General features: G+C 62.0%; 28 protein-coding genes. 8 read left to right on the forward strand and 20 right to left on the reverse strand.

The window, feature by feature from the left end:
• From ACYCUK_RS16830 to trbB, 14 genes are all read right to left on the reverse strand, one after another.
• Positions 1-436, reverse strand: a 436-nt coding sequence (locus ACYCUK_RS16830; protein WP_461595835.1) for an IS110 family transposase, incomplete at its 3' end; no start/stop codon positions are given.
• 53 nt (positions 437-489) lie between these two features.
• The gene (locus tag ACYCUK_RS16835) at positions 490-1008 is read right to left on the reverse strand and encodes a hypothetical protein (RefSeq protein ID WP_461595836.1); all 519 of its coding nucleotides are present in this window, start codon (positions 1006-1008) and stop codon (positions 490-492) included.
• A 138-nt stretch (positions 1009-1146) separates the two neighbouring features.
• The gene (gene trbJ, locus ACYCUK_RS16840) at positions 1147-1839 is read right to left on the reverse strand and encodes a P-type conjugative transfer protein TrbJ (RefSeq protein ID WP_461595837.1); all 693 of its coding nucleotides are present in this window, start codon (positions 1837-1839) and stop codon (positions 1147-1149) included.
• Positions 1840-1873: 34 nt separating this feature from the next.
• On the reverse strand, positions 1874-3277 hold the full coding sequence (locus tag ACYCUK_RS16845; RefSeq protein ID WP_461595838.1) for a hypothetical protein: 1404 nt from the start codon (positions 3275-3277) through the stop codon (positions 1874-1876).
• A 76-nt stretch (positions 3278-3353) separates the two neighbouring features.
• The gene (locus ACYCUK_RS16850; protein WP_461595839.1) at positions 3354-3806 is read right to left on the reverse strand and encodes an outer membrane lipoprotein; all 453 of its coding nucleotides are present in this window, start codon (positions 3804-3806) and stop codon (positions 3354-3356) included.
• A 52-nt stretch (positions 3807-3858) separates the two neighbouring features.
• Entirely contained in the window at positions 3859-4182 is a 324-nt protein-coding gene (locus tag ACYCUK_RS16855) for a hypothetical protein (protein ID WP_461595840.1), read from the reverse strand.
• A gap of 55 nt (positions 4183-4237) precedes the next feature.
• Positions 4238-6685, reverse strand: coding sequence for a VirB4 family type IV secretion/conjugal transfer ATPase (locus tag ACYCUK_RS16860; RefSeq protein WP_461595841.1), 2448 nt, complete (start codon positions 6683-6685; stop codon positions 4238-4240).
• A gap of 24 nt (positions 6686-6709) precedes the next feature.
• A complete protein-coding gene (trbD, locus tag ACYCUK_RS16865) occupies positions 6710-7015 on the reverse strand; it encodes a conjugal transfer protein TrbD (protein ID WP_461595842.1) in 306 nt (101 codons plus the stop codon).
• Positions 7016-7025: 10 nt separating this feature from the next.
• A complete protein-coding gene (locus ACYCUK_RS16870; protein ID WP_461595843.1) occupies positions 7026-7373 on the reverse strand; it encodes a TrbC/VirB2 family type IV secretion system protein in 348 nt (115 codons plus the stop codon).
• Between the two features lie 84 nt (positions 7374-7457).
• Positions 7458-9377, reverse strand: a complete 1920-nt coding sequence (gene traI, locus ACYCUK_RS16875) for a TraI/MobA(P) family conjugative relaxase (protein WP_461595844.1) — start codon at positions 9375-9377, stop codon at positions 7458-7460.
• Positions 9377-9736, reverse strand: a complete 360-nt coding sequence (locus tag ACYCUK_RS16880; RefSeq protein ID WP_461595845.1) for a plasmid mobilization protein — start codon at positions 9734-9736, stop codon at positions 9377-9379. Before ACYCUK_RS16880 ends, traI begins: the two co-directional genes overlap by 1 nt.
• Positions 9737-9873: 137 nt before the next feature.
• Positions 9874-10611, reverse strand: a complete 738-nt coding sequence (locus tag ACYCUK_RS16885; protein WP_461595846.1) for a nucleotidyl transferase AbiEii/AbiGii toxin family protein — start codon at positions 10609-10611, stop codon at positions 9874-9876.
• The gene (locus ACYCUK_RS16890; protein WP_461595847.1) at positions 10608-10922 is read right to left on the reverse strand and encodes a hypothetical protein; all 315 of its coding nucleotides are present in this window, start codon (positions 10920-10922) and stop codon (positions 10608-10610) included. The genes ACYCUK_RS16885 and ACYCUK_RS16890 overlap by 4 nt, the downstream gene beginning before the upstream one ends.
• A gap of 28 nt (positions 10923-10950) precedes the next feature.
• Positions 10951-11904, reverse strand: a complete 954-nt coding sequence (trbB, locus tag ACYCUK_RS16895) for a P-type conjugative transfer ATPase TrbB (protein ID WP_461595848.1) — start codon at positions 11902-11904, stop codon at positions 10951-10953.
• 264 nt (positions 11905-12168) lie between these two features.
• On the opposite strand from trbB, the gene ACYCUK_RS16900 reads away from it, so the two are divergent.
• Entirely contained in the window at positions 12169-12597 is a 429-nt protein-coding gene (locus ACYCUK_RS16900; protein ID WP_461595849.1) for a hypothetical protein, read from the forward strand.
• Between the two features lie 26 nt (positions 12598-12623).
• Positions 12624-13337 carry a hypothetical protein gene (locus tag ACYCUK_RS16905; protein WP_461595850.1) on the forward strand — a complete coding sequence of 238 codons (714 nt, stop codon included), beginning with the start codon at positions 12624-12626 and terminating at the stop codon, positions 13335-13337.
• An 8-nt stretch (positions 13338-13345) separates the two neighbouring features.
• Here ACYCUK_RS16905 and ACYCUK_RS16910 read toward each other — a convergent pair whose 3' ends face one another.
• The 3 genes from ACYCUK_RS16910 to ACYCUK_RS16920 all read right to left on the reverse strand — a co-directional run bounded on the left by ACYCUK_RS16910 (position 13346) and on the right by ACYCUK_RS16920 (position 16408).
• Entirely contained in the window at positions 13346-13939 is a 594-nt protein-coding gene (locus tag ACYCUK_RS16910; RefSeq protein ID WP_461595851.1) for a lytic transglycosylase domain-containing protein, read from the reverse strand.
• Positions 13940-14051: 112 nt separating this feature from the next.
• Positions 14052-14255 (reverse strand): hypothetical protein, encoded by a 204-nt coding sequence (locus ACYCUK_RS16915; protein ID WP_461595852.1) that lies wholly within the window; start codon positions 14253-14255, stop codon positions 14052-14054.
• A complete protein-coding gene (locus ACYCUK_RS16920) occupies positions 14252-16408 on the reverse strand; it encodes a DNA topoisomerase 3 (RefSeq protein WP_461595853.1) in 2157 nt (718 codons plus the stop codon). Before ACYCUK_RS16920 ends, ACYCUK_RS16915 begins: the two co-directional genes overlap by 4 nt.
• Positions 16409-16677: 269 nt before the next feature.
• On the opposite strand from ACYCUK_RS16920, the gene ACYCUK_RS16925 reads away from it, so the two are divergent.
• Both ACYCUK_RS16925 and ACYCUK_RS16930 read left to right on the forward strand, forming a co-directional pair.
• Positions 16678-16965 (forward strand): type II toxin-antitoxin system TacA family antitoxin, encoded by a 288-nt coding sequence (locus tag ACYCUK_RS16925; RefSeq protein WP_461595854.1) that lies wholly within the window; start codon positions 16678-16680, stop codon positions 16963-16965.
• Positions 16962-17483 carry a GNAT family N-acetyltransferase gene (locus ACYCUK_RS16930; RefSeq protein WP_461595855.1) on the forward strand — a complete coding sequence of 174 codons (522 nt, stop codon included), beginning with the start codon at positions 16962-16964 and terminating at the stop codon, positions 17481-17483. The genes ACYCUK_RS16925 and ACYCUK_RS16930 overlap by 4 nt, the downstream gene beginning before the upstream one ends.
• Positions 17484-17539: 56 nt before the next feature.
• Here the strand turns inward: ACYCUK_RS16930 and ACYCUK_RS16935 are convergent, their stop codons facing one another.
• Positions 17540-18817 carry a tyrosine-type recombinase/integrase gene (locus ACYCUK_RS16935; protein WP_461595856.1) on the reverse strand — a complete coding sequence of 426 codons (1278 nt, stop codon included), beginning with the start codon at positions 18815-18817 and terminating at the stop codon, positions 17540-17542.
• Positions 18818-19484: 667 nt separating this feature from the next.
• A complete protein-coding gene (locus ACYCUK_RS16940; RefSeq protein WP_461595857.1) occupies positions 19485-19934 on the reverse strand; it encodes a hypothetical protein in 450 nt (149 codons plus the stop codon).
• Positions 19935-20141: 207 nt separating this feature from the next.
• Between ACYCUK_RS16940 and ACYCUK_RS16945 the strand changes: the two genes are divergently transcribed.
• The 4 genes from ACYCUK_RS16945 (at position 20142) to ACYCUK_RS16960 (ending at position 24103) form a co-directional block, all read left to right on the forward strand.
• Entirely contained in the window at positions 20142-20768 is a 627-nt protein-coding gene (locus ACYCUK_RS16945; RefSeq protein WP_461595858.1) for a TetR/AcrR family transcriptional regulator, read from the forward strand.
• 59 nt (positions 20769-20827) lie between these two features.
• Positions 20828-22477, forward strand: coding sequence for an acyl-CoA dehydrogenase family protein (locus ACYCUK_RS16950; RefSeq protein WP_461595859.1), 1650 nt, complete (start codon positions 20828-20830; stop codon positions 22475-22477).
• Between the two features lie 324 nt (positions 22478-22801).
• Entirely contained in the window at positions 22802-23152 is a 351-nt protein-coding gene (locus tag ACYCUK_RS16955) for a PaaI family thioesterase (RefSeq protein ID WP_461595860.1), read from the forward strand.
• Positions 23153-23350: 198 nt separating this feature from the next.
• Positions 23351-24103, forward strand: a complete 753-nt coding sequence (locus tag ACYCUK_RS16960; protein WP_461595862.1) for a thioesterase family protein — start codon at positions 23351-23353, stop codon at positions 24101-24103.
• A 258-nt stretch (positions 24104-24361) separates the two neighbouring features.
• On the opposite strand, the gene ACYCUK_RS16965 is transcribed toward ACYCUK_RS16960, so the two are convergent.
• Positions 24362-24882 (reverse strand): transposase (locus tag ACYCUK_RS16965; protein WP_461595861.1); only part of this gene is annotated, 521 nt, incomplete at its 5' end.

A 24882-nucleotide genomic window follows, 5' to 3' on the forward strand; every position in this document is an offset into this window, starting at 1 on the left:
GCACGTGCGAGGCGCGCTCGCGCACGAACTGCTTGCGCGTTCGTGTCAGCGTGCGCAACTCCTGCACGGCCACGGGCGGCACGAAGCTGGCGCGGATCAGCCCGTGGGCCAGCAGATCGGCCAGACACGTCGCGTCGTTCACGTCGGTCTTGCGGCCGGGCACGTTCTTCACATGCGCGGCGTTGGCCAAGACCAGCTCGAAGTGCCCTTCGAGCACGTGCCACACGGGCTTCCAGTACACGCCGGTGGCCTCCATGGCGACCTGCTGCACGCCGCAGGAGTCGAGCCAGTCGCTCAGCGCCAACAGGCCCGAAGTGGTGGTGGCAAATGTGCGAACCTCCTGCAGCAGCGGGCCGTCGCCGACGATGCGAACACACGCCACGACGGTCTGCTTGTGCACGTCCAGTCCGGCACAGCGCGGGTAGATGACATCCATGATCGCCTTCGTAGTTGCCTGCGTATTGCGGCGACACCGGCGTGCGGCCCACGTCATCGAAGTCTGAAGTGCGTGCTCAAGGGTGCAAGACCCCAGGCCACAGTACGGGGTGCTCGGGAAGCCGCCGGTCCAACTGACATACGGGTTCGAGGCACCAAGTACAAACCGACCTCTTTGCCGGACGCCGCGATCGCATTACACGCCCGTTTCATGGGTCGCGGGTCGCGCGACGCGCGGTGGAGCAACTGACATGACACCGTGCCCTGACGCTTCGCCACGGCATCGGCGCTCACCGTGGCGTTGTCTTGGGCATCCCGTCCGGCGCACCACAAGCCTTCCTGCCAGGCCGGATCGGCGGCGGACCGCGGGTTGGGATGGCTGTTCAACTGCGCCTCGTACCAGGCGACGGTCTGCCCACCGAACGGCCCTTCTGTGGTGTTGACCTGGGCGCCGGCAACCTTGCCGACGCCCGGGGCGGTGATGGATGCAGCCTGGTGCCCACAACCGGCCAACAGGCCGACAGCGCAGGCGAGAACGAGGGTTGAGGCGAGTTTGTGCTCAGACGGTTGCATGGTGCGCTCCTGGCGCGAGTGGAATGGATGGAGATGCAAAAGGGCTGTTTCGATGAGTCGCCCCGCACTCGCGCCCGAAGGCCGTCTGAATCTCGATCGTAGCCCGGAACAAGGGGACAAGGATCCCAGAACCTGGACTCAATAGAACCCCGCCCCGGTGGATCCATCGAGGAACTGCTGATTGATCTGGTTCTGTTGCAGCTTCGCAGCGTTGTCGGCGCCGATGGCGTTCATCTCGACCTGCCCGTTGGTCATCATCGTTTGCTGCAGGCCCTGCAACTGGTTCACCAGCATCCCCGAAATCTGGTTGCCCGCCTGCAGCACCTGCATGCGCCCAGCCGCGGACTGACTGGCGTTCTCCACCTGGTTCAGCGCCTGCTGCTGGGTCTGGAAACCACTGGCCTGCAAGCCATACTGATTGAGCGCCTGCTGGATCTGGCTGGTCAGATTGCCGTTCCACTGCGACAGGTTGGCTTGATAACTCTGGCCATTGACGCCGTACTGCTGCTGCACGCCGGCAGCCGTGTTCTGCGTCGCATACGTCAAGCCCTGCGCGGAGCCGATCAGGTTGATGAGTTGCTGCAGATTGCCCGAGACATTCGGCCACATCTGCGTCGGCAGGCTCTCCAGACTGAGCGCCTGGTTGTAGACCTGCTGGAACTGCGCCTGAAGCTGCTGCGCCTGCGTCGCGTATTGCTCGACGGCCGTGAGTTCCTGCACGATCTGCTCGGGGAACGTCGCCCCGGCGATCATGCCCGTGGCGTGGGCCGGAACCATGGCAATGGCCGACATGGCCGCAAGGGCCAGGATGCTCTTCTTGAAAGGGTTCATGGTGGAAACTCCCGTATGGGTTGCTGGCCTTGTGTTACCGACCTTGCGGCACGCCGGTGGCGGCGCCAATCTGCTGCAACGTGTTTGTGCTATTCGCCGTGGCAGCGGCGCTTGCGGCCGAATCAAGGGTGTTGCCGACGCCTGGGGCTTCGGCGTTGGCTGCGGCGTTGGTGGCGTTACCGTCATTCGTCGCATGGGTCTGGATGACCTGCTGCTGGCCGTAGATGGTCTGCTGCTGGTCCGCCGAGGTCTGCGCAATCGCCGCCGCCGATGTCCAGTTCGGGTCACCCGTTGACGATGCCATGCTGTTGTCGTAGCTGGCAATCGTGTTGGCCGCGTTCTCGGAATACTGAGCGGACACGCCGGTTTGCCAAGCCTGGGCCGAGGTCTCTGCATCGGTTTGGTTCTGCTGACCGGCCGCGTTGAGTGACGCCTGCTGCGTGTCGGCAGCGTGGGTGTAGGACGTGTCCGTGCTCGGAGTGGTCGCAGCCTGCCCTTGCTGCACGCCTGTGTCGGCCGTGGTCTGCTGCAAGGCATCCTGGGTGGTGGTGGCGCCCGCAGTCTGCCCCTGCTGCACGCCCGTCATGGACTGGATTTGCTGCAAGGTGCCGGATGCGCTGTTGACGGCCGATGCAGCGGCGGCGACATCCAGCGCGCCCGACAGAACTGGCGCAGCGGACACGCCCTCCGCATCGTCGGCATTGGCTTCGGCCTGCTTTTGCAGGTTCACCGCGGTTTCATAAGCCGCCCCGCCGTCGTTGTAGGACGCAGCGTCGGCCGCAGCCTGCAGCGCGGCCTTGTAGGCGTCGATGTTGGATTGGTAACCGTCGGTCGCCGCCTGGCTCATCATCACCTGGGTTGCGGCGCCCGCCGCAAGGTAGTCGCTGGTGTTGTTGGTCACCGTCGGTTGACCCTGCCGCACGCCGGTGCTCCGGGTGATGCCGGCGCTGGAGCTGGACTCGCCGCTGGACGCCGACGCCTGCGCGGCGTTGTTGTCGTTCTGGGCAACGACAGGCGCCTGGGCCGACTCGGTGCTGTACGCACCAGCCTGGGATGACGAACCCTGCTGCTGCACGGCCACCTGCGCATCAGCCTGGTTCTGCTGGTCGGTCGCCACGCTCTGGGCCTGGGCGGCTGCGTCCTGCCAGGCGGTGGAACCGGACAGACCCACCCCATACCCTCCGCCCCCGCTGCTGGCGTTGGCCGCGTCCTGGTTGGAGATGTCCTGGGCGGTGTTGGCCGCATCCTGATACGCCTGTTCATCGAAATACGCCATGCCACCGGCATAGGCGCTGCTGCCGTTCTGTGTGGCAGCCGCGCTCATCGTGGTCTGCGAATCCGGTACGGGAGCCGGGGCGGGCGGCATGGTTTGCGCCGACGCCAAAGACGCCAGGAATGGCAAAGCCGCCAGGGCGGCGGCAAGAAGGGTTTTACGCATGACAGGTGCTCCGGTGGATCTGGATACGGGCCTATGGTGTGGACACGGCAAACCGTGATGTCCACACACATGACCGTCAGCCCATCGGCAACACGCGGGCCTTGCCGCCATCCAGATTGCCGATGATCTCGACGCGCTGGCCGACGGCAAGCTGCACGTCGGCAGCCTGGGTCACGGCCACAGCTTGACCGTCATCCAGCCGCACGGTGATCTGCAGGCCTTGCTCACGGGTCGCCGCACCCTCGGCGGCACTGCCGGCGATGCCGCCTGCCACCGCACCGATGATGGCCAGGGCCGTGGAGCCGTTGCCGTTGCCATTGCCGATGCGCGAGCCGAGATAACCGCCCGCCGCAGCACCACCCAGCGTGCCGATGCCAGTGGAGTTCGGGGCGATAAGCACCGGCTGGATGGCCAGCACGCTGCCGAACTGGACGGCCTGTGCTTGCTGCGAGCCATTGACGGTGGTGCCCAGCGCGGACGCCTGGGGCACGCCAGGGTTGGCGCAGGCGGACAAGCAGGGCAGGGGCAAGAAGAAAGGGGAGAAGACGTTTGCGCATGATGGTCTCGGGGCGTTGGTTGAATCAGGCATCCGCTGGTTGGGACCGCAGGCCGGACAGCAGGCCCGCAAAAGTTGCTTGCAGGCGTGCCACGCCTTGGCCGCTGAAACCGGACCGCTTGATGCGCGGGTTTTCCGGATCGATTGAACAGGTCAAGCTGCCCAAAGTGGCGCGGTACCAGAAGTTGTCGCAGGGGGACTTGATGGCGTCGATGACTTTTTCGGGATCGAACCCCAGCAGTTCCATGGCGATCCGTAATGCGTTGTTGTCGCTGAGGAGTTTGTCGATCTCGTTGTGATGGTTTTCAGGATTTGGACTCATGATTTTTCCTCGATTGGTGGTGGCCAATCAGCGCCCGCCTGCATGCTTATTGCGGCGGGCCGCAAACCGTGATTGCGCAAGCTCAGTAGCGCTCCCACACCTGCGCCGCGTCGAACTGCCCGCGCTCGCGCAGCCACTGCGCCGGCCAGGCGTCCCCAAGCTCACCGCGCAGTTCCCGGATGCGGGCGATGTCGTCCTTGCCCGACGCGCCGACAAAGGCGATCTCGGGCGCCGACAGCCCCAACTCGAACAGGCGCCGTCCGTCGGGATGAATGACGTAATACTGGCGCTTGGGTGTCGCCATCGTCAGAATCTCGATCTGCCGCCGGTTCAGGCCGATGCCCTCGTACAGCGGCCGGATGTTCTCCGTCATCGCTTCCGGGTTGGGCAGCAGAATCTTGGTCGGGCAGGACTCAAAAATCACGTCGGCGATGCCCGATTTCGTCAGGTCGGTGAGCGACTGCGTGGCGAACACCACGGCGACGTTCGCCTTGCGCAGGACTTTGAGCCATTCGCGGATCTTGGCCTTGAACGCCGGGTGACCCAGCATGATCCAGGCCTCATCGAGCACCAGCAAGGTCGGTCGTCCCTTGAAGCGCTGCTCGATGCGGTGAAACAGGTAAGACAGCACCGGCAGCACCACCTTGGCGCCCTTGTTCATGAGGTGTTCCATCTCGAACACCTGGAATGGGTCTTCGGCCAGCGCATTGGTTTCGGCGTCCAGCAAATGCCCTGCCGCGCCACTGACGGTGTAATAACCCAACGCCTCACGCAGCATCACGTCCTGGATCTGGATCAGCAGGTTGGTCATGGTGCGCTGCGCCATGGTGTCCGTGGACTGTCCGAGTTGTTGAATCGCGCGGTAAATCTTCTGCCGATGCTCTGGCAGGATTTTGACGCCCTGCAGTTCGCACAGTTGTTCGATCCACTCGGCAGCCCACACCTGCTCGTTCGGCTCATTCACGCGGCCGAGCGGACAGAACGCCAGGTCGCCGTGCTCACCGCCGATGTCGTAGTGCTGCCCACCCGCACCCCAGCAAAGAGGCAACATGGAGTAGCCCTTGTCGAAGGCAAACACCTGTGCGCTTTTGTAGCGGAACTGCTGCGCCACCAAGGTGGACAACAACGTGGACTTGCCCGATCCGGTTGGGCCAAGAATGACCGTATGCCCCAGGTCGCCCGCATGCAGGCTCAAGCGGAACGGGGTGGCGCCGTCGGTCTTGGCATACAACAAGGGCGGGCTGTTGGGCGGATAAAACGGGCAGGGGTTCTTGTCCGGCCCGGCCCACACAGCGGTGAACGGCAGCAGATGCGCCAGATTGAGGGTGTTGATCAGCGGGCGGCGCACGTTGGCGTGGGTGTTGCCCGGCATGGTGCCGAGATACGCTTCCACCGCGTTGACCGTCTCGATGCGCGCACCGAAACCGGCGTTCTCGATGATCTTGCGCACTTCGCGGGCGATTTCGTCCAGCGCCGTGCTGTCCTCGTGCGACAGCAGGATGACGCTGGTGTAGTAGCCAAAGCGCACCGCGCCCGACTGGTTCTCGCTGATCGCATCCACCGCATCATCGGTCTGCGCCACCGCGTGCATATTCAGGTGGGTTGCCGCACCACCGGCGTTCTCGCGCACCATATTCATCATGCTCTTGCGCTTCATCGCCCACTTGCTGCGATAGCTGTTGAGCACCTTGTCGGCCTGGGACTGACTGAGGTAAATGAACCGATTGCTCCAGCGGTAGGCCACCGGCAGGCGCGACAGGAAGTCGAGGATGCCAGGGGCGCTGAAGCCTGGGAAGCCGTCCACCGCCAGGCACACCATGGGCGTGTTGTCGATGCGCGGCTCAAAGCCGGTCGTGAAATCATGCTGGCCGATGACGGCATCCAGATACATCGGCACTTCGGCCATGCGCACAGGGCGCGGCACCTGGAGCGTGACGCAGGATTCAAGGTATCCCAGCAGATCGCTGGTGACTACATCCGTGTCCTCGTCCACGGTGTCCACCATGCGATGGATTTTGACCACGGTGGACAGGCGCGATTCGACTTCGCGGATGCCGTCCTTGAAGCGCTGCAGATTGCGCGCGGCAACGCCCGTCTTCTCACCACCGTCGATGAACATGGCAGCGGCCTTGTCGGCGGCGTCCGGGTCCGGGAACCAGGAAATCGTGAGCGCGAAGCGGCTCTCGAACCCTGCATGCTGGCCTTCGTGTTTGGCGCGACGCATGTCATCCAGCAGCCTCGTGGTGCGGTCGGGAAAGGCCCCTTTGGCGGCGTAGCCAGGAGCTTGCTGGCGGATGGCGTCGCAGTTCACCACCCAGCCGTCGTCCAGCGACAACGCGCTGTTGATGCGCGCGGCCATGCCCTTGAGTTCACCCTTGGTGGCCGAATCGAGGTCGGGTCCCTGATACCACCAGCCGGCCAGCAGCGCGCCGGATTTGGTGAGCACGACGCCGTTGTCCACCAGCGCAGCCCAGGGCAGCAGATCGGGCAGACCGGCGGAGCGGTCACGGAATTCTTTCAGAGCGAGCATGGTGATTCCTTCGGATTCTTTGGATTACTTCCACTCGCGCGACTTGCCGAACGGCGTGGCGCGACCGGGGTAAAAGCGTTTGAACGCCAGCGAGCGGCGCCCTGTCTTGGAGAGTTGCGGGTCGAACACGGCGGCACGGGACAGCGCCCAGGTGCCGAGCACCCAGAGACCGATCCCGAGCCCCGCCGCCCACAGCTTGGCCAGCGAGAACACAAAGACTCCCGCCAGTGTCATGAGGGCCAGCACCAGGGTTCGCTCGCCGCCCAGCATCAAGAGCGGGCGGTTGAGCGAGCCGTGGATCGGCGCGGAGATGTCGTCCTGCTCGTCCATGGCGCGGGCCTCAGATCACGGCGCCAGAAAGGCCCAGGGCGGAGAGGAACTTGTTGCCCATCACGATCATCGCCACGCCAAGCACCACATAGAGCGCCTTCTTGGCGATGCCGCCCAGCTCTTCGCCGAACACCAGCGCGGCGCCGGCGGCGAGGAAGGCGATCACCGAGATGCCGGTGGCCACAGGCCCGGTCAGGTCGTTCTGCAGGGTCTGGATCGGCGTGTCCCAGGGCAGGCCGCCCGAGGTCGACGCCATGGCCTCAACGCTGGTGGCCATGAACACGGCGGCGGCGAGGGACAGACGGCGCACGACGGTGGCGCGCAGATGGCGGACGGTGGCGAATTTGAGCAGCTTCATGATGGGGTCCTTTCGTAACCTGTGGCGCAGACCCCAGACTCGGGGCCTGCATGCATGCTTATGGCAAGGGGGCGCAAACCGCGATCACCGCGCACGTGGATCGCGCTGCGCCCCGCGTGCGGGTGTGCGCTCGACCTCGATCTGGGCGCGCTCCTGCTGGACAACGTGCTGCAGATCGGCATCCTGGACGCCCACACCCAGGCGCGCGGCCTGGCGTGCTGCCTGCTCACGGAATGCGGCATCGCCCGTGATGTAGACCTCACCACCGAACTTCTGTGCCGCCAGCAGCAACCCGGCGTCAATGGTGTCGGCGTCAGCAATGTGGACGTCAATGCGCGGCCCGGAATCGGTCATGCGCACCAGCCCCTCACGGTCGTGGTACTCAATGCGCTGCGCAAGGCGGTCGATGTGAATGCGGGCCGCTTCCAGGGCAAAGGCTTTCCTTGCCCCTGCGGTTGGGTTGGTTGGTGCGCCGCCAATGGATCCGGCGGAAGGGCTATCGGCACGATCTGCGCGCAAGGGATCGAGGTCTTCACCTTCGAAGCCGTTCTTGTCCTTGCTGCGCTTGCGCCCGTCCTGGTACTTCATGCCGCGCAGGGCCGCAGCCGCCGCATCGTCACCGGCCGCGGCCTGGCGCTCCAGCCATTCGGGCCATTCCAGGCGCGGCGCATCTTTCGTGATCGATGTGCGCTCCGTCAGTTGTCGGCGTTGCAACTCCTGGCGGCGCACCACGGCCTCGACGGCCCACAGCCCCTGCGCAATCTGTTTGCTGCCGTGCAGGGCGGTCATCTCGGCAAGGCGTGCGGGCTTGATGGTTTTGAGTTCCAGACGCAGCGCGCTGCGCTCATCTCTGTGGTGCATGCGCAGGCCACCGACCAGAGCCTTGCGGGAGAGTTTCTGCGACGCCTGGTCATGTTTGTAGGCGTCAGCCAGCGCCTTGCGGGCCAGTGCGCGGGCTTCGCGCTTGGCCTGGCGCTCGGGAGTTGAGCCGGTGCGCCCAGGGATGTCTTGCAAGCTGGGTTCGGTGCCAGCGCGTACGTTCTCGACGAAATGGGCATAGGTCTTCGCGGGCTGCGCTTTGCGCTCAGGCAAATCCAATGCAGGGTCAAGAAAGGGCTTGCCGAACTTCGCTTCCAGCCGTCCCAGGCTCAAGCTGTAATGCACGCCGCTGGCTTTGGTGCTGGTGGTGCGGCCATCGGGCAGCGCCGTTTCGATGACCAACCCGCCCCCGTGCAGCCGCATGGAGCAGCCGCGCTCGGCCAGCACCTGGTGCAGTTCATCCCAGGACTGCGCGGCCAGCAACTCATCTTTGGCGCGCTGGGTGAGCCAGTCCGAGAGGCTGGGCACGCCGGTGTGGACTTCCGCAGCCCTGGCGCCCGGCGTCGGTGCGCGATCCTTCTTGCCACCCAGCCCCAACTGCTGACGCTGGGATTTGCTCAGACGGGTGATCGTGCCGTCGATGACGACGTGCGGGCCGTTGTCGTGCGTCCATCCTTGCTTGATCTCAAGCTCACGACAGGCTTTGTCCAGCACCAAAAAATCGAGCTTGGGCGGGCCAGCCAGGTGCAGCTTTTCGGGGTGGACACGGTTGGCGAGGATGTGAATATGCCAGTGATGATCGCGGTCGGTGTGTAGGCCCCACACGGTTTGATTTTCATGCAAACCGAGCGCCTTTAATGTGTGCGCGGCGGCTTGCTGGCACTGCTCCGGCGTTGGATGCTCACCATCGCGCCAGGACAGGACATAGTGATAAAAAGGATTGCTGGTGAACCGGTTGCGCACACGGCCAGATTCCGCTGTGTAGTCCATCATGCGGATCGCCAGATCGCGGTCCAGCGGGTCGGCCAGATCGAGGTCGCCGAGCTCCAGGTTGAAGCTGCCGCCAGCGACATCGCGCTCCAGCGCGTGGTCCTGTGCGCCCTGACGAAAGATGTACTGAACGCCGTGGTGCGCGGAGACCTTCCCGGCGCGGCTGTTCGACAGGTGGACGACTTTGGCAAGCATCAGGCATCCCCATGCTCACCGCCGGCATCGTCTTCACCGGATAGCTTGCGGGCGTGCTCCAGCACGGCCTTCATGGCTGCCCAGTGAGCGCGCTTTTCTTCGTTCGTCCAGTTCGATTCTTTGGGGTACAGGCTTTTGAGCATGGCCCCCAGACGGCGCAGCTCAAATACTGCGCTTTCATCAACGCGGGACACGATGCGCAGGTTGCCGCCGGATAGAGCCAGGTCGCGCACGAAGACGCCGGGGCGCATGCCGGCCTGCGCGGCGTGGCGGTTGATGGCCTCGATCTCGGGGGTCGAGATGCGGAAGTGAAAAAAACGGTCGCGTGGGGTGTGCTGGGGTTTGGGTGCGGCAGGCATGAAGGGCTCCGTGATGGTGTTGCTCTCACGGGCTTATGCACGGGGGGCGCAAAGCTGGCGCTTGCGCGGTCGACAGCAGGCAAGGCATACCGCTGCGCGGCACAAAAACAAAGGTAAGACAGGGACAAGACAGAAGGTCAGCGTCCTACATCTTTGTCTTGCTGTTCTTTGCTGGGTCGTTCGACGCGAGGTCTGGGTTCGTGCGCGTAGCGTTGGGTTTGCTTCAGGGCCCAATCGATGCACGTCTCCAGTGCTGGTTTGTCGGGCGCCTGAATCGCGTCCCAAGACGCGGCCGCAGCGCGAGACGTGGACATGGACTGCAAGGCGTCACGCAGCGCGTCCAGGCGGTCGCCACGCAACAGCGGGGCCATGACCTTGGCGATATGTCCGGCTGGGCTGCGTGCCACCACGGCCCGCCAGTCGAACAGGTCGCGCGGTGTCAGTGCCCACCCCCGGTAGAACAACTTCTTTGCCAGAACTTCATCCACAGGCTCCAGGGCAAACGAGGACGCTGGAGAGCGTTCATCGGCAAGTCCGAGCAGGGACATGCTCACGATGAAGTCGATCTCTCCCGATGGGAGTTTGAGCTTCAGCGACGACGCCGATTCCTCGTAACCCGAGAGGACGGATTCGAAGCGGTCGTTCAGCCTGGGGGTGAGATAGCCGATCCATTGCGGATCGCGGATGAATAGATCGATGTCGTCGCTGATGCGATGCTCGAACGCGAGCATGAGGCGTGTGCCGCCACCGAGCTTCGGCTTCATCTCGCCACCCGCGCGGTGCTCGGCATCGGCCACCATGTCGGCTGCGATGCGGGCGAGTTCAAGCCAGGAACCGCCAGCCTTGAAGCGCGAAACGTCTTCGTGCGTGGTCATGTCCGATCCGCGACCAGGCGTTCCCAGGCCCGGACGCGCGGCATCCCGTCGGCCAGGGTCTCGGCATACAGCCTGTTGACATGCTTCCAGTCCGTTCCGGCCTCCCTGGCGCAACTCAGGATGAGGGCAGGGTCGATCTCAATGAACAGGCTGTGCAGCAGGCCGTGAACGGCGGCTGTCTGCCCGCCCGCCTCAACATGCGCCACGCTGCCATCGCGCAAGGCAAGCGCAAGATGCCCTGGCTCAACGATGGGGCCGGTCGCAGCATTCAAATGCCCAGCCGCGAGATCGAGTTTGTTGGCGCTGTGCATGACGAGCATTTTGCAGGATGGCGCGCTTTCAAGCCAGCCTCTCGACATGAAACCCGCCGCTGGCCGACCAGCCACGCACTGCGGCCACTTCCTCGACCTTGCGGCCTGTGGCGGTGCGCTTGATGGATACGACGACATTGACAGCTTCGGCAATCAGCTCGGGGTTCGGTGGCACGCCCGCTTCCTGGATGAGCTGGCCGATGCGGATCAGCGCGGCGCTGGCGTCGTTCGCGTGCACAGTGCCGACGCCACCAGGGTGGCCGGTGTTCCAAGCTTTCAGGAGTGCCAGGGCTGAGCCATCGCGCACCTCACCGACGACGATGCGGTCAGGCCGCAGGCGCATGGTGGCGCGCAGCAGCCGGGTCATGTCGATGCTGTCGCTGGTGCGCAGGAACACGACGTTCTCAGCGTTGACCTGCAGTTCACGCGTGTCTTCAATCACGACAACGCGATGTCCAGCATCGACCCGCGCAACGCAGTCCAGGATGGCGTTGGCCAAGGTCGTTTTGCCAGTTCCGGTACCACCGCTCACCAGGATGTTCAGCCGCCCGGCGACGGCCTCCTCGATCGCCTGGCGCTGGGCGTGCGTCATGATGGCCTTGGCGACGTAGTCTTCCAACGAGAACACCAGCAGTGCCTTTTTGCGCAATGCAAAACTGGCGCTCTCGACCAAGGGCGGGATCAGCGCCTCGAAGCGGCTGCCGTCCAGCGGCAGTTCGCATTCAAGAATCGGGTGCTGGGCGGTGACGACGGTGTCGAGCATCGCGGCGATTGTGTTGACGATGGTCAGCGCCTGCACCGCTTCGACCTTGCCGGTGCACACCATGCCGACACCCAATCGGTCCACCCAGAGGGTGCCGTCTGGGTTGAGCATGATTTCGACCACTTGCGGGTCAGACAAGAACCCCAGGATTTGCGCGCCCATGGCGCGCTTCAGTGCCTCAATTTGCCTTGTTTTGGTCGTGGATTCGTGCGCGCTCATTCTTTGCTCCAGTTGATGCAGGACTATCAGCGGGCGGCGCAAACCGTGCTGCCACACGAGATTGAACGAATTTGTAACCAGAAGAGCGTCAGCAGCAGACCAAAACACGGTTAACGATATTGTTTGTGTATTGTTTGTTGATTCTTTGTGGTTGTGTATCAATTATTATTTGTTATATGCCAATTGATTATGTTTAGTTGCGGCGTGATAAGCGCATCGCTACGCTTTGTTCTGTGTCAACCGTCAATTATCAAGGAGCAGATCATGTCAGCGATCAAGCGAATTCGAATCACTGCTTTGCAGTTAGCTCAACGATACATCGCCGCCGCGCCGCGGCGCGAAATCGCGGAGATTCTATTCGACCGCTGTAATTCAGCGTCCGCCTTCAACAAGCTTCACAACATGCCGCGCGCGATTCGGAAACTCGCAACTCAATTTTCGCTGGCATCAAAAACGCGATTTCGCACAGGCCTGATCACTTCGAGGCACGTTGCACTTGCGATCGAGTGCATGGCGAAAAGAATGAAAAGAGTGAAAGGACAAGTCAGCGCCGATTTCATGCACTTCATTTTGTGCCTCGGCGCTTGGGCAATTCGCATTGCTGCCGTCATTATGCCGTCAATTTTAGAGCAAAAGCGCCAAAGCGCCGACGCCCGGCAAATTCAGATTGATTTTGACACACTGTTTTCCTGATTTATCAACCACCAAAGGAGTTTGTCATGAGCGCACGTTACGCAAGCCGAAACTATTTTTACCCCGAAAGGCTAAAAACAACCCCAATTCTAAGCTGGCCGGGCGACGCGATGCTTGCGTGCGCCCACAAAGTAGCGCGATTTTGGGGCTGCGGGTCTGACGCTGATGAGATGGCGGCTGAAATTGTTTTTCGCGTCATTGACTATTTGAACAAAAGGCCGGGCGAGCAGGACCCGGACGAAGAAAACCGTCACTTCCTTGATTTTGATGGTCAGTTTTTCTCAATCGCAAGATACTGCAAGTATTCGATTATACAAGATGGTTATGGGCCGCAAATCGCCGTGTCCTTGAACGACGACGATCATATAACTGAAATAATTGAGCAAGAATTTTGCGCGGGTAGGGACGAGCAGGAAAGGCTCGAAACAACGCGACAGCATGTAGAATTATTTGCAAAAATAGGCATGAATGAGGAAGCCGATTTTTCCTTGTTTGATTCGCAAGTCGAAGTGCTTGCAGATGCGCTCGGGCAATCGCCGCGCCAGATAACAAATATCAGATCGGCTCGCAAAAAAGAGATTGTTGCTAAAGCCAAAAAAGCGGGGGCACTCGGCGAGCTCAATGATTTGTTGTCAACAGTTCGAGTTGGAACAGTCAAATCAAGAGTTGAAATCCCGCGAGAGGGGATGAAACCACTTGTCATAAGAGAGCACGAATATCATCGAGTCGCGCTGCGTTGACCTAGCGATTACCAACGCGCCGCAGCCAGCCCGCCACCCACGGGCGACAGCGGGCTGGCCTGGGGCGTCCAGGTCACAACCGGGCGGACAGGCGGCAGGTCGGCAGCGACTGCTGGCGTCATGATCGCGTTACTCACCCAGCTCGCCAGCCTGCCCCCCGGAATTGCCGGAACCACAACCCCGGCTTTCGCATAAACACCCGCGCCATAGTTCGCCCCCACCGGGCCGCTGGCCTTGCCTGTGTTGTAGACCGACAAAGCCCCGCGAAGATCGCCACCCGACTGCCGCCATCCTGACAAGAGAATGGTTTGCGCAGCCCGCAGGTTCGTGCACGGATCAAAGACCGATTCGGGCGTCACGCTGAGTGCTGGGAGATTCTTGCTGTTGATCTGCGCCAGGCCAAGATCGACGGAATGGCCCGATGCGATCAATTGCCTTGCAATCGTCACCGCCTCGACCAGACCTCGCGGGCGGTAAGACTGGCCGCTGGTGTTGTCGTGAATGGCCAGCGGATTACCACCACTTTCTTGCTGAACGATGGCCGCCATGGTGACCGTTGCCACCTTTGGCACGCACTGGTGGAGCAAAGCGATGGGCGTCATCGCGCAGCCCCGCCAAGCATGCCGAACCAGATGCTGGCGATCAACGCCAGCGCGGCAATGATCGCGACGGCGGCCATGGCGCCGATGAACCAGGCTGATTCCTCGAAGTCCTTCACGATCCAGCCCCCGCCAGGCTCTGAAAAAAGTACCGCGCATGCGCCACGGCTGCGCGCACGAATTCCAGCGCCAGCGTGAAGCCGATGGTGAAGTGAATCACCAGGGCGAGCAGCACCAGCGCGAACAACAGGTGCAGCAAGCGCCAAAGCAGCAGCGCCAGCTCGATACCCACTGCGACTTCGATGATTTTTTTGATCATTTCATCGGCTCCCATTTCGCCCCAAGCTTTTTGCCGTCCTGCTTATCCGGCCACCAAGCCCCCTTGCAGCCGCCGCAGCGGTAGTAAGCCTTGCCGGTCTTGGTCTCGTTCTTGAAGGTTGGCTTCTTGCATGCGGTGCACTGTGGCCCAGCCGCGGCAGCACCCGCAGCCTTCTGGCCAGCTTCGCCAGCAGGCTTGTCCTCAAACGGTTTCCCAGGCTTGCCGCCTTCATTCCCAAATGCCGACTGGCAGTCCATACATCGGTGATAGGCGTTCCCTGCCTTGCTCTTGAGTGCTGCGCACCGTGCGCCACCGCAGGCCGGACAGGCGTGCAGCACCAGTTGCTGATCCGTCAGCTTGCCGTCCAGCAAGGTGCGTGAGAAGCTGCGTGCGGCCTGGCCCTGAGAATCCATGAAGGCCGCAAACGGCGCACGCCCTGCCGCAATATCGGCCAGTGCGTCTTCCTGCAGCGCCGTGTAGCCAGGGTCGGCCAGATCAGGCGCGACCTTGCGCAGCATGTCGATCAGTTGCACGCCGCGATCCGTCGGCACGATGTCCTTTTTGCTCCGCTCGGCATATTCGCGGGTGATCAGCACTTCGATCATTGAGGCCCGGGTGGCTTCGGTGCCAAGCCCTGAAGTCTCTTTCAGCCTTGCCTTGAGCTTCGGATCGGTGACCAGCTTATGCACGCCAGTCATGGCGGCGATCAAGGTGCCATCGGTGTAGGGCTTGGGCGGCGTGGTGCGCTTGGCAACGACCTCACCGCGTTCGCAGGTGCGGGCCTCGCCCTCGCGCAGCTCTGGCAGTGCACCTTGAGCCTCACCTTGTTCTTGCCCCTCGTCGTCATCCTTGCCGCCCAGCTTCGTCCAGCCCGGCTCCAGCACGATGCGCGCTGCAGCCCTGAAGCCTAGGCTGTCAATGTCGAACAGTGCTTCACGGGTTTCGTACTTCTCAGGCGGCATGAACAAGCGGATGAAGGACTCACGGATGAGATCGAAGGCGCGCTTGGCGTTCGACGACAAGCTCACCGCATCCGGGTTCTGTCCAGTCGGGATCAGGCCATGGTGCGCCTCGACCTTGCCGGTGTTCCATGCGGCGTGCTTGCGCGCCGGGTCCAGCCCGGCAATGCCTTCTGTGCCAATCGCCTTGAGAATGCTGCCGGCGCTGCCATGCATTTCTACTGGCAGGTAGGCGCAGTCGGTGCGCGGGTAGGTGGTGATCTTGGCTTCGTAGAGTTCCTGTGCTGCAGCCAGGGTGTCCTTGGCCGACATACCGAACCGGCTGCTGGCGGCTTTCTGCAATCCGCCCAGGGTGTAGGGCAAGGGGGCTGCGCGCTCTGCGGTCTTGCGGGTGAACTTCGTCACCCGTGCGGCCTTGCTGCGGATCCGAATGGCGGTGTCGTCAGCGTGGGCCTTGTCCAGCAGCCGTCCGTCTTCGTCAACCACATCAGCGGGAACTTGCCATGTGGCCTTGATGCCACCATCCAGGTGCGCCACGACCTGGTAGAAGTCGCGAGGCTTGAATTGCTCGATGTCGCGCTTGCGATCCACCAGCAGCGCCAGGGTCGGGGTCTGCACCCGGCCAATGCTCCAGGCGCCTGGCACGCCGCAGGCCTGCAGGTTGCGGCTGAGGGCGATGGAGCAGTTCATGCCCATGAGCCAGTCGGCGCGCTGGCGGGCAAGTGCCGCGTCGTAGAGAGGGCGCATGGTGTCATTGCTCTTGATGGTGACCAAGGCGCGCTGCACGCTTTCGTCGTCCAGGCTGGACAGCCACAGGCGCGAAGTCTTGCCTTGCCAGCCCAGGTGAATCAGCACCTCGTCCACCAGCAACTGGCCTTCGCGGTCGGCGTCGCCGGCGTTGACGACTTCGGTGGCATCCTTGAGCAGATCACGAATGACCTTGACCTGTTTGCCAGCGCCGCCATCGCGCGGCTGCAGTTGCCAGCGATCCGGGATGATGGGCAGATGGGAGGCGAGCACCTTGCCGCCGTCCACATAGTCCTCAGGCTTGGCCTGCTCCAGCAGATGGCCGAAGCACCAGGTCACGCGGGTTGATCCCGCGCAATCGATATAGCCATCCGACTTGCGGGCGCCGCCCAGCACGCCGGCGACGGCTTGGGCGACAGAGGGTTTCTCGGCGATGATGATGCGCATGCTTGGCTCCAGGGGATAGGAGCCGGGTGCGTTGGCACCACCCACGAATCACGGCAAAGGATTGGGAAGTCCGTGAACCGCACCCGGCATGTGCTTATGCCGGGGGGGCGCAAAGCGTGATGGACGCGGCAGGCATGGCACCCGCTGCGCGGCGTCAAGGCAAAGGCAGGGGCAAGGAAGTCGGTTGCTTCAACGGCTTTTTGGCTGCATGGACTCATACGGGCATCAGCCGTACAATGAACATCTCTCCTAACGCGGAGGAACTTCCCATGGAAACAACCACACTGCATCTGCGCCAGGCGCGCATGGAATTCAAAACCACGGCCGACATGAAAGACATGCTCAGTCAGGCCGCGGCGTTGGATGGGTTGGACTTGACTTCATTTGTGCTTGGCCCTGCCATCGAAAAAGCCCGCAAGGTACTCAGTGAGCACGCCAGCATCACGTTGACAAAGCAAGGCCAAGCAGCCTTGGTCCGATTGTTGACGCATCCGCAACAGCCAACTAAGGCCATGAAAGATTTGATGTCCTTACCCGACTTCCCGAAGCAGCAATGAAGCTCGGTGTAACGGTTGAACTTTCGCGGTACGACCCTGGCTTGATCTATGCAGGGCAAAAGCAGTTCGACTGCGAACACGCCGTCATCAATTCGTTCGTGCACAACAGCTTGAAGTCGCAGACCAAGAAAAACTTGAGTGTGGCCTATGTGCTGACAGACCCATCGCAAGGGGACCGCTTCGTAGGCTTCTACACGATTGCTCAGCATATGATTGATGTGTCATCGCTCTCCGCCTTGCAGCTTGGATCATTGCCCCGAAAAATTCCATGCTCAAGGCTCGTCATGCTGGGCATGGACAAGAACTACAAAGGGCGTCAACTCGGCTCCAGGCTGATGAAACATGCGCTGGCACTTACGAAGTCTGTGTCAAACCAGGTTGGCAGCTTCGGTATGTACTTGGATGCCGACCCGATGGCTGTGGACTTCTACCAAAAGCTCGGTTTCACGCTGCTGGTTGGCGACAAGAGCCCAGATCCGTCGCCGATGTTCATCCCGCTGTTCCGCATTGCCGACTGAACGGCGGCAAGTGCTCTTTGCAGACGTGCGAGGGCAGCAGGCAAGGAAAGGGATGATTAGCGGCCAACGGCTGAAAGGGCGTACTCAGCCCACGCGTTCATCAGCTCCTTGCGTTTTTCAAGAAGGTCGCCGCGCCGGTAGGCAGCCTCAACTTTATTGCTGATCGTATGCGCTAGAGCCATTTCAGCGAGTTCGGGGCTGAAGTTGGTCGCTTCGGACACCCAGTCCCGGAACGTGGAGCGGAAACCATGAACCGACACGTCGGTACATTTCATGCGGTCCATCAGCGCGTTCATGGCTTGGTTGCTGATTGGCTTTTTGGCTTGTCCACCAGGGAAGACAAACTCGTCATCCAGACCCTTGAGTAACGCAAGAATCTCCAGGCTACGCTTGGATAGTGGAACGCGGTGCTCCCGCTTGGTTTTCATGCGAGGGGCTGGAATGAGCCACAGGCCGGAATCCAGGTTGATTTCGCACCACCGCGCTCCGATGACCTCGCCCGTGCGGTTGGCGTTGAGGATGAGGAATTCTAGGGATCGGGCGGCGACAGCATCGCGTGCTTGAAGTTGGGCGATGAACGCCGGCAATTTTTGCCAGGACATGGCGGGGTGGTGTTCAACCCGTTGCGACTTCGGAATGGCGGCAAGTAATTTGTCCAGATGCCCTTTCCAGCGAGCCGGGTTCTCGCCGGTGCGCAGCTTCCTGGCTTTCGCCGCGTCCAGCACGGCTTCGATGCGCTGGCGCACGCGGGTCGCCGTTTCGTGCTTTTCTGTCCAGATCGCATTGAGAACGTCGAGGACGTGATCGGTATCGACAACAGAGACATCGAGAGCGCCGATTTTGGGGTAGACGAATTTCTCCAGGCTGTTCGTCCACTGCCATGCGTGCTTCTCGTTCGTCCAGCCGGCAGTCTTTGCTTTGATGAGATCCGAAGCAATAGCCTTGAACGACGACGAAGTTGATTTGGGTCGGCGGGTTAAAACTCCTGCTGGATCAGCGCCATCAAGCAGTGCGTTGCGCATCTTGCCCGCGATCTCGCGCGCCTGGGCAAGGCTGCGGGCGTGCACAGGGCCAAGGCCGATCTCACGCACCTTCCCTTCAGCCCGGTATCGAAACACCCAGGATCGAGCACCGGATTCTTTGACTCGGATGTAGAGGTTGCCGCCGTCGCTGTGGAACCCAGCGGGAAGACCAGCAACCTGGCGAGCGGAAAGTTTGTTGAATATGTACAAAGCAGGATCAGGATGTGTGGGACGCGGGTTCAGTTCCGCCGTTGGGAACCTAACAGGAATAAAGGGTTTACCCGTACCGATGTCGCGCGGTAAGAACGCCATCAGTTCTTACTTTCGATCTTACTCTGGCAAGTTGATTGCTTGATATTGCTCTGTTTACCCTTGTTGATATTATGGGTATTTAGAGGGGACAACTATCTGAAAACACGAGAGAAATGTTGATCCATTGTTGATTGATTGTTAATTTTATGCTACGTTTTATTGACGCGCATGGAATTCCCCCCGGCTCCACCATTAGCACGTTTCAGGCGTTTCCACAACGCTTCAAACAAAACAAAAACAGATGAAATATCAGGTACTTAGCCCGAAAGGGCGTTGCCTGATGTTTCATCCTGTTCCTTGCGTTGCCAGCAATTCATGCAGTAACTCTCCTCTACGCGAAAAACGAGTTATTGCACATGGCCTCTGACTGACTGACGCTGCGCTCAGGTGTGCGCAACCCTCAGGTGTGCGCAACCTCTCGACAAGCCGCAGCGCCTGTTTGACGGCGACGGGCTCTATCTGCTGGTCCGCCCTGACGGTAAGAAAAGTGGTGGCGCTTCGACTACAGCCATGCTCGCAAACGGCAGACGGTGCAACGGATTTGCGATGGCGCGCAGCGGATTGGAGACAGCGCGCGTCTGCTTGTTCTCGTCCGCCCATGCGATGCGCTGGTCGCCGGGAGGCTGGACTCTCAGGCCTTCGAATACGATCGGGTGCGATGCGGGTGTCATGTCGATCCACTCGGGCAGGCCGGCAATCGGTGAGGTTGGCGCAAGACGAAAGCGTCCGTGCGTGTGCGTCGTCGGGTTGCCGCAGCGGTCTTCCTGCGCACCGAAAGACGGAACGGCTCGCCGACGCCGACCAGTGTCGGCAGCATAAGCTTCCACAGCGCGGGCTCGCCCGGAACAATGCGGATCTGCTTGGCGTCGGCGACATCGCTGTAGACGACGGCGCCGAACGGGTCCGCCTGCACTCTGACTTCGAACGCCGGTTCCCTCAGCGACTGCACGCGCCAACCGGCGGACCCCTGGCTCTTGTCGCCGAGGATCACGCTGATACGATCGCCCTCGGCAAGGGGGGACTTCATCACGTTGATGCGGATTGCCTTGAACCACGGCCGGAATCCGCTGCGTGGATGGTATTTCGATACGAGCGTGGCGCCGTTCGAGGCGCTCATGGTGACGAAGTTGGGCGCGCTCGGCCGTTCGAACTGCGGCCGGCCGGAGTCGCTCGCGAAGCGGAACAGAATGCGGATGCTTTGGGGGGAAATCCATCCAGCGCCCGGGAGGACAAGGCGCGATCAGCGCCATAAGCGCCTGATAAAAAAGTGAATCGTAGTTCATTTCTTCTTGACATAAGAAATGAACTGAGTTTCAATTGTTGAATGGCTTATAAACAAACCCCCAAGGTCGAAGCAAAACTGGCGGAAACGCGTGGCCGCATCGTCGATGCGGCCTTGGCCGTCGTCGCCGAGGAAGGCTACGCGGCGTCCAGCATTCCGGCGATCGCCGTCCATGCCGGCGTATCGACCGGCTTGATCTATCGGTATTTTCCGTCGAAGGCGGTGTTGTTCGACGAGGTTTTCAAGCGCGCAACCGAGCACGAAATCGACGCCTGCTGGAAAGCCGCGCGGATGCCGGGTTCTGCGCGGGAACGGCTGGCTGGCATCATCGACACCTTCTCCCGCCGCGCGCTGGCGGCGCCGACGCTGGCGTGGTCGCTGCTGGCGGAACCGGTTGATCCGCTGATTGAAACCGACCGCCTGAAATACCGCGTCTTATACCGCGACTTGTTCATCGCTGTGGTGGAGCAGGGCATAGCCGATGGCGAAGTCGAGCCGCAGGACGCGACGACCACCGCGGCCGCGATTGTCGGCGCCCTTGCCGAAGCGCTGGTGGGCCCGTTGGCAAGACAGGTCGAGCCGACGGAGAGCGGCGCAGTGATCGAATCCATCATCAAGTTTTGCGTACGTGCTTTGGGCGAACCTCCGGGTCCGGCCAAGATGCCCTGAGCGCGCATCCGGAAGACGAAGAAATCCGTGAATCGGATGCAACCGATTGGAGAGGAAGAATGAGTGATTTTTTTCAGCAGCCGCCTGTTGTGCGCAACCGGTTTCAGACCGATTTCGCCCTCCGCTATACGGTGGAGCGAATGATCCCTCCTGCTCTGCTCGACCCTGCGCTGCAGGAATTGGAACGCATCGGGCAACGCAGCGCGACCGAATGGCCCGCTCTGGGCGACAAAGCCGAATCCAATCCGCCACGGCACGTGCCGTTCGATGCATGGGGACGACGCATTGATCGCATCGACGTCGACCCGGCCTTCCTGCAACTGGTCGAGATCGGTCAGGAAATCGGACTGACCGCGCTGCCTTATGAATCCGCATACGGCGGCTTCGGCCGCATCGTTCAAGCCGCCGCCGTCCAATTGTTCGACCCGGTCAGTGCGCTCGCAAGTTGCCCGATCGTGATGACCGATGGCGCTGCCCGCTTGCTGCAGGATGTCGATCCGGAGCTGGCGGCACGCTATGTGCCGCGTCTGACCGCGCGGACCAACGGCTGGACTTCGGGCCAATGGATGACCGAGAAGGAAGGAGGTTCGGATGTCGGCCGAACCTCGACCATCGCGCGCGAACTCGGCGATGGAAAATGGGCATTGCATGGAACAAAGTGGTTCACCTCCGCGACCACGGCGGACATCGCGCTGGCCTTGGCGCGGCCGGAAGGCGCGGAAGCCGGCAGCCGCGGCTTGTCGCTGTTTCTGCTCGAATTGCGCCGGCCCGACGGCAGCTGGAACAACATTCGGGTGCTCCGGCTGAAAGACAAACTCGGCACGAAGGCGCTGCCCACCGCCGAACTTGAACTCGAGGGCGCCGTCGCCGTGCCGGTCGGCGGAATAGGGAGGGGCGTGGCAAAAATCGCCGGCGTGCTGAATGTGGCGCGTGTCTGGGCCGCGCTCGGTGCGGTAGCGGGCGTCGGTTATCTGCTCGACCTGGCGCGCGATTACGCGCAAAAACGCGAGGTTCTCGGCGCCCGGTTGTCGGAGCGGCCGATGCACCGCGCGTGGCTGGCACAAATATCCGCCGAGTATGAAGCTGCGCTGGCGCTGGTGTTCGAAGCCGCGGCCGCCCTCGGCCGTTCTGAACACGGAGAGGATGAAGCAGGCTTTGCCCGTTTGCTTGCGCCGCTGACAAAACTGGCCTGCGCGCGCCAAAGCGTCGGGGCGGTGAGCGAGTTGGTCGAAAGCTTCGGCGGCGCCGGTTATGTCGAAGACACCGGGATTCCGCGTGTGCTGCGCAATGTGCAGGTGCACTGCATCTGGGAAGGCACGACCTCGGTGCTCGCGGCCGACGTGATTCGCGCAATCAGCAAGGAGCCGGCTCTGGGGAAAGCGTTTCAGGAAGATATCCTGGGCCGGCTCGGCCGCATCGAGAATGCTGAAATCAACGGCATCGCTCAAAGTGTGCGCAGCGCGCTGAGCGAATTGCAAGCGATGATGCAGGAACCGATGGAACGCGACGGACGCCGTATCGCATGGGGTATGGCGCGTACCTATCAGGCCGCGCTACTGTGCGAAGCGGGCGATTGGCGATGGCGGGTCAAGGCTGATCGGGGCGGCATCGCTGCTGCTCGCCAGTTCATGAGTGTCGACCTGATTGCGCCGAAACAGGACGCGAGCGACAGTGATCTGGATGTGCTGGCGTTTGGTGTTCATCCGTGAATCGCAGACAAAACACTAACGAGGCTCCGCCTCAGACCGACAAGTGATATTGGCGTTTGCGGGGCACGGAGCGGTCGGTGTAAGGTGGCTCCGGTCGAGCCGGCTGGGGCAAGCCCAGAGATGTACGGGATCGAAGCTCCATGGGGTCCGAAGACCCCGTGGACGACCGGAGCCGACGATGAAGTTACCACACAGAATTACCGACAGTTAGATCGACCGCCGTGACTACACAACGGCAGGAACTTCAGATTAAAGGGGTGTGAAGTGGACGACCTACAAGAGTTTGCGCGCCAGGTATTCGAGTCTCAGCCCTTCAGTCGGTACATGGGCGCTCAGCTCACGAGATCAGGGCCCGGAAACGCAGAATTGAGCATCCCGATCGTTGACCATCTGAAGCAGCAGCACGGCTTCGTCCACGGGGGCGTGATCAGCTACCTTGCGGACAACTCGATCACGTTCGCTGGGGGGCTGGCGCTCGGCGGCAATGCGCTCACCTCGGAATTCAAGATCAACTATCTGAAGCCTGCGGTCGGATCGCTTCTTGTCGCTCGGGCTCACGCGAAGGGTGTCGGGAAGCGACAGGCCGTCTGTCAGTGTGAGATCTACGCGGTCGAAGACGGCGAAGAGAGCCTGTGCGCGATCGCTCAAGGCACCGTCGTCTCGGTCTCCCAGTGAACGCTCCATGAAGTTTCGCCGCTGGACCCAACAGTTCTGCTCGCGTGAACACACCGAGAACGAAGCGCCGGGGCAAGGCAAAAAATACGCGCGGTACATGTTGGCGGACGCCGTGAAATAAGGCCGCGCAAGACAGCCGATTTGCAGAAAGCGAGACTGACATGACAATTGCCGCAGGCGATGCCATCTACCACCGCGATGGCCGGATGTTCATCCCCACCGACTTGTCGCCGCGGCCCGTGGGATAGCGGCGCCCAGCACGGAGGCGCGCCGGCGGGATTATTGGCGCACATCGCCGAGCAGGCGATGGAAGATCCCGCGTGGCTGCTCGCTCGTCTGACGGTGGAATTGCTGCGCCCGGTGCCGATCGCGCCGCTGTCATTCGAGCTCGACGTTTCGGGCGGCAAGACGGTGCGGCGCGTGACGGTATCGCTATGGCATGAGCAGAAGGAAGTGGCCGGTGCGGTCGGGCTGTTCGTCAAAGGGCAGAATCTCCCGCTGCCCATGCATCCTTCCGGCTCACTGCCGGGCCCCGATGAATGCAGCGCAAAAGTGGCAATCCCCGGCATGCAGAACATCCGCTCCTTTCACTATACGGCGATGGAGTCGCGCATCGCTTCCGGACGAATCGACCAACCCGGGCCGGCCGCCGCATGGTTGCGGCTGCGCGTGCCGCTGATTGCCGCGCGGCCGAACTCGCCCGCGATGCGCGTATGCGCCGCTGCGGATTTGGGCAATGGCATCAGCTGGACTCTGCCGGTCGATCGCTATCGCTTTGCCAATACCGACATGACGCTGTATCTGACCCGGCCGCCTGCCGGCGAGTGGATCGGCGTCGACGCCATCACCGAAAACGGGGACTTCGGCCTTGGTTTGACGCGCTCGACGCTGTTCGACATCGAGGGTGCGGTCGGTGTTGCGCTGCAGAGCTTGCTGATTCAGCAGCGCTAGAAGGGTAGTGGGCCAATACTGTTCACTTAGATGAAGCCGCCTGAGGAATTTGAAGGTGACCACGACGTCGGTCGTTTGATCCTGGTCCGTGGGGCAGACGATCTTGGCTCAAGGGCAATCGGGGTGAAGTCGAACGGTACATGCGTCGGTGCGCCGCGATCATGGGGTGCGTACTGTGAGTTTCGTCGCTTGACCATGCGCGGTGAGCGCTTGCCGAGCGTTCGCGTGGCGCGGATGCGGGCGCTGGCGGCCAGGAGTTCACGAAACCAGCGGTGCCTGCGCCTGGGCTGCTCTGGGGGGAAAGGCCCCGGAGCGGGGCTGGGTGCGTCGCAGCAGTTCGACATGCCCCTTGAAGGACAACGCCGCGTGAGGCAGCCGGTGTCGGATAGCGCCTTGGTGCAACAGCCAGCGCACCGCGTAGTGCGCCAGGATCCAGCCATAGAACTCCTGCCGCACCAACTCCGGCGTCTTGCTGCGCAGCACACGCCGGCTCTGACGCAGGTGGGTCTTGAGCTCATCGAAGACAGCCTCGATCTCCCAGCGCTGGTGATACAACGCGGCGATCTCCATGGCCGGCGCCACGCTGGCGTCCAGCAGCGTGGTGAGCAAACGGTAGCGCGGTTGGGCATCGCCATCACCCGGCATCGCGTACTCGATCACGCGCACGGGCATGGCTTGCTCGCGCGCCTGGGCTCGACTGACGCCGGCGGGACTGATGACGCTGAGGTACGAACCGTCTTCGAGCAGCATCTGCACCGGCAGTTGCCGGGTGTCCGAGC

The organism is Thiomonas sp. (genome assembly GCF_054608695.1).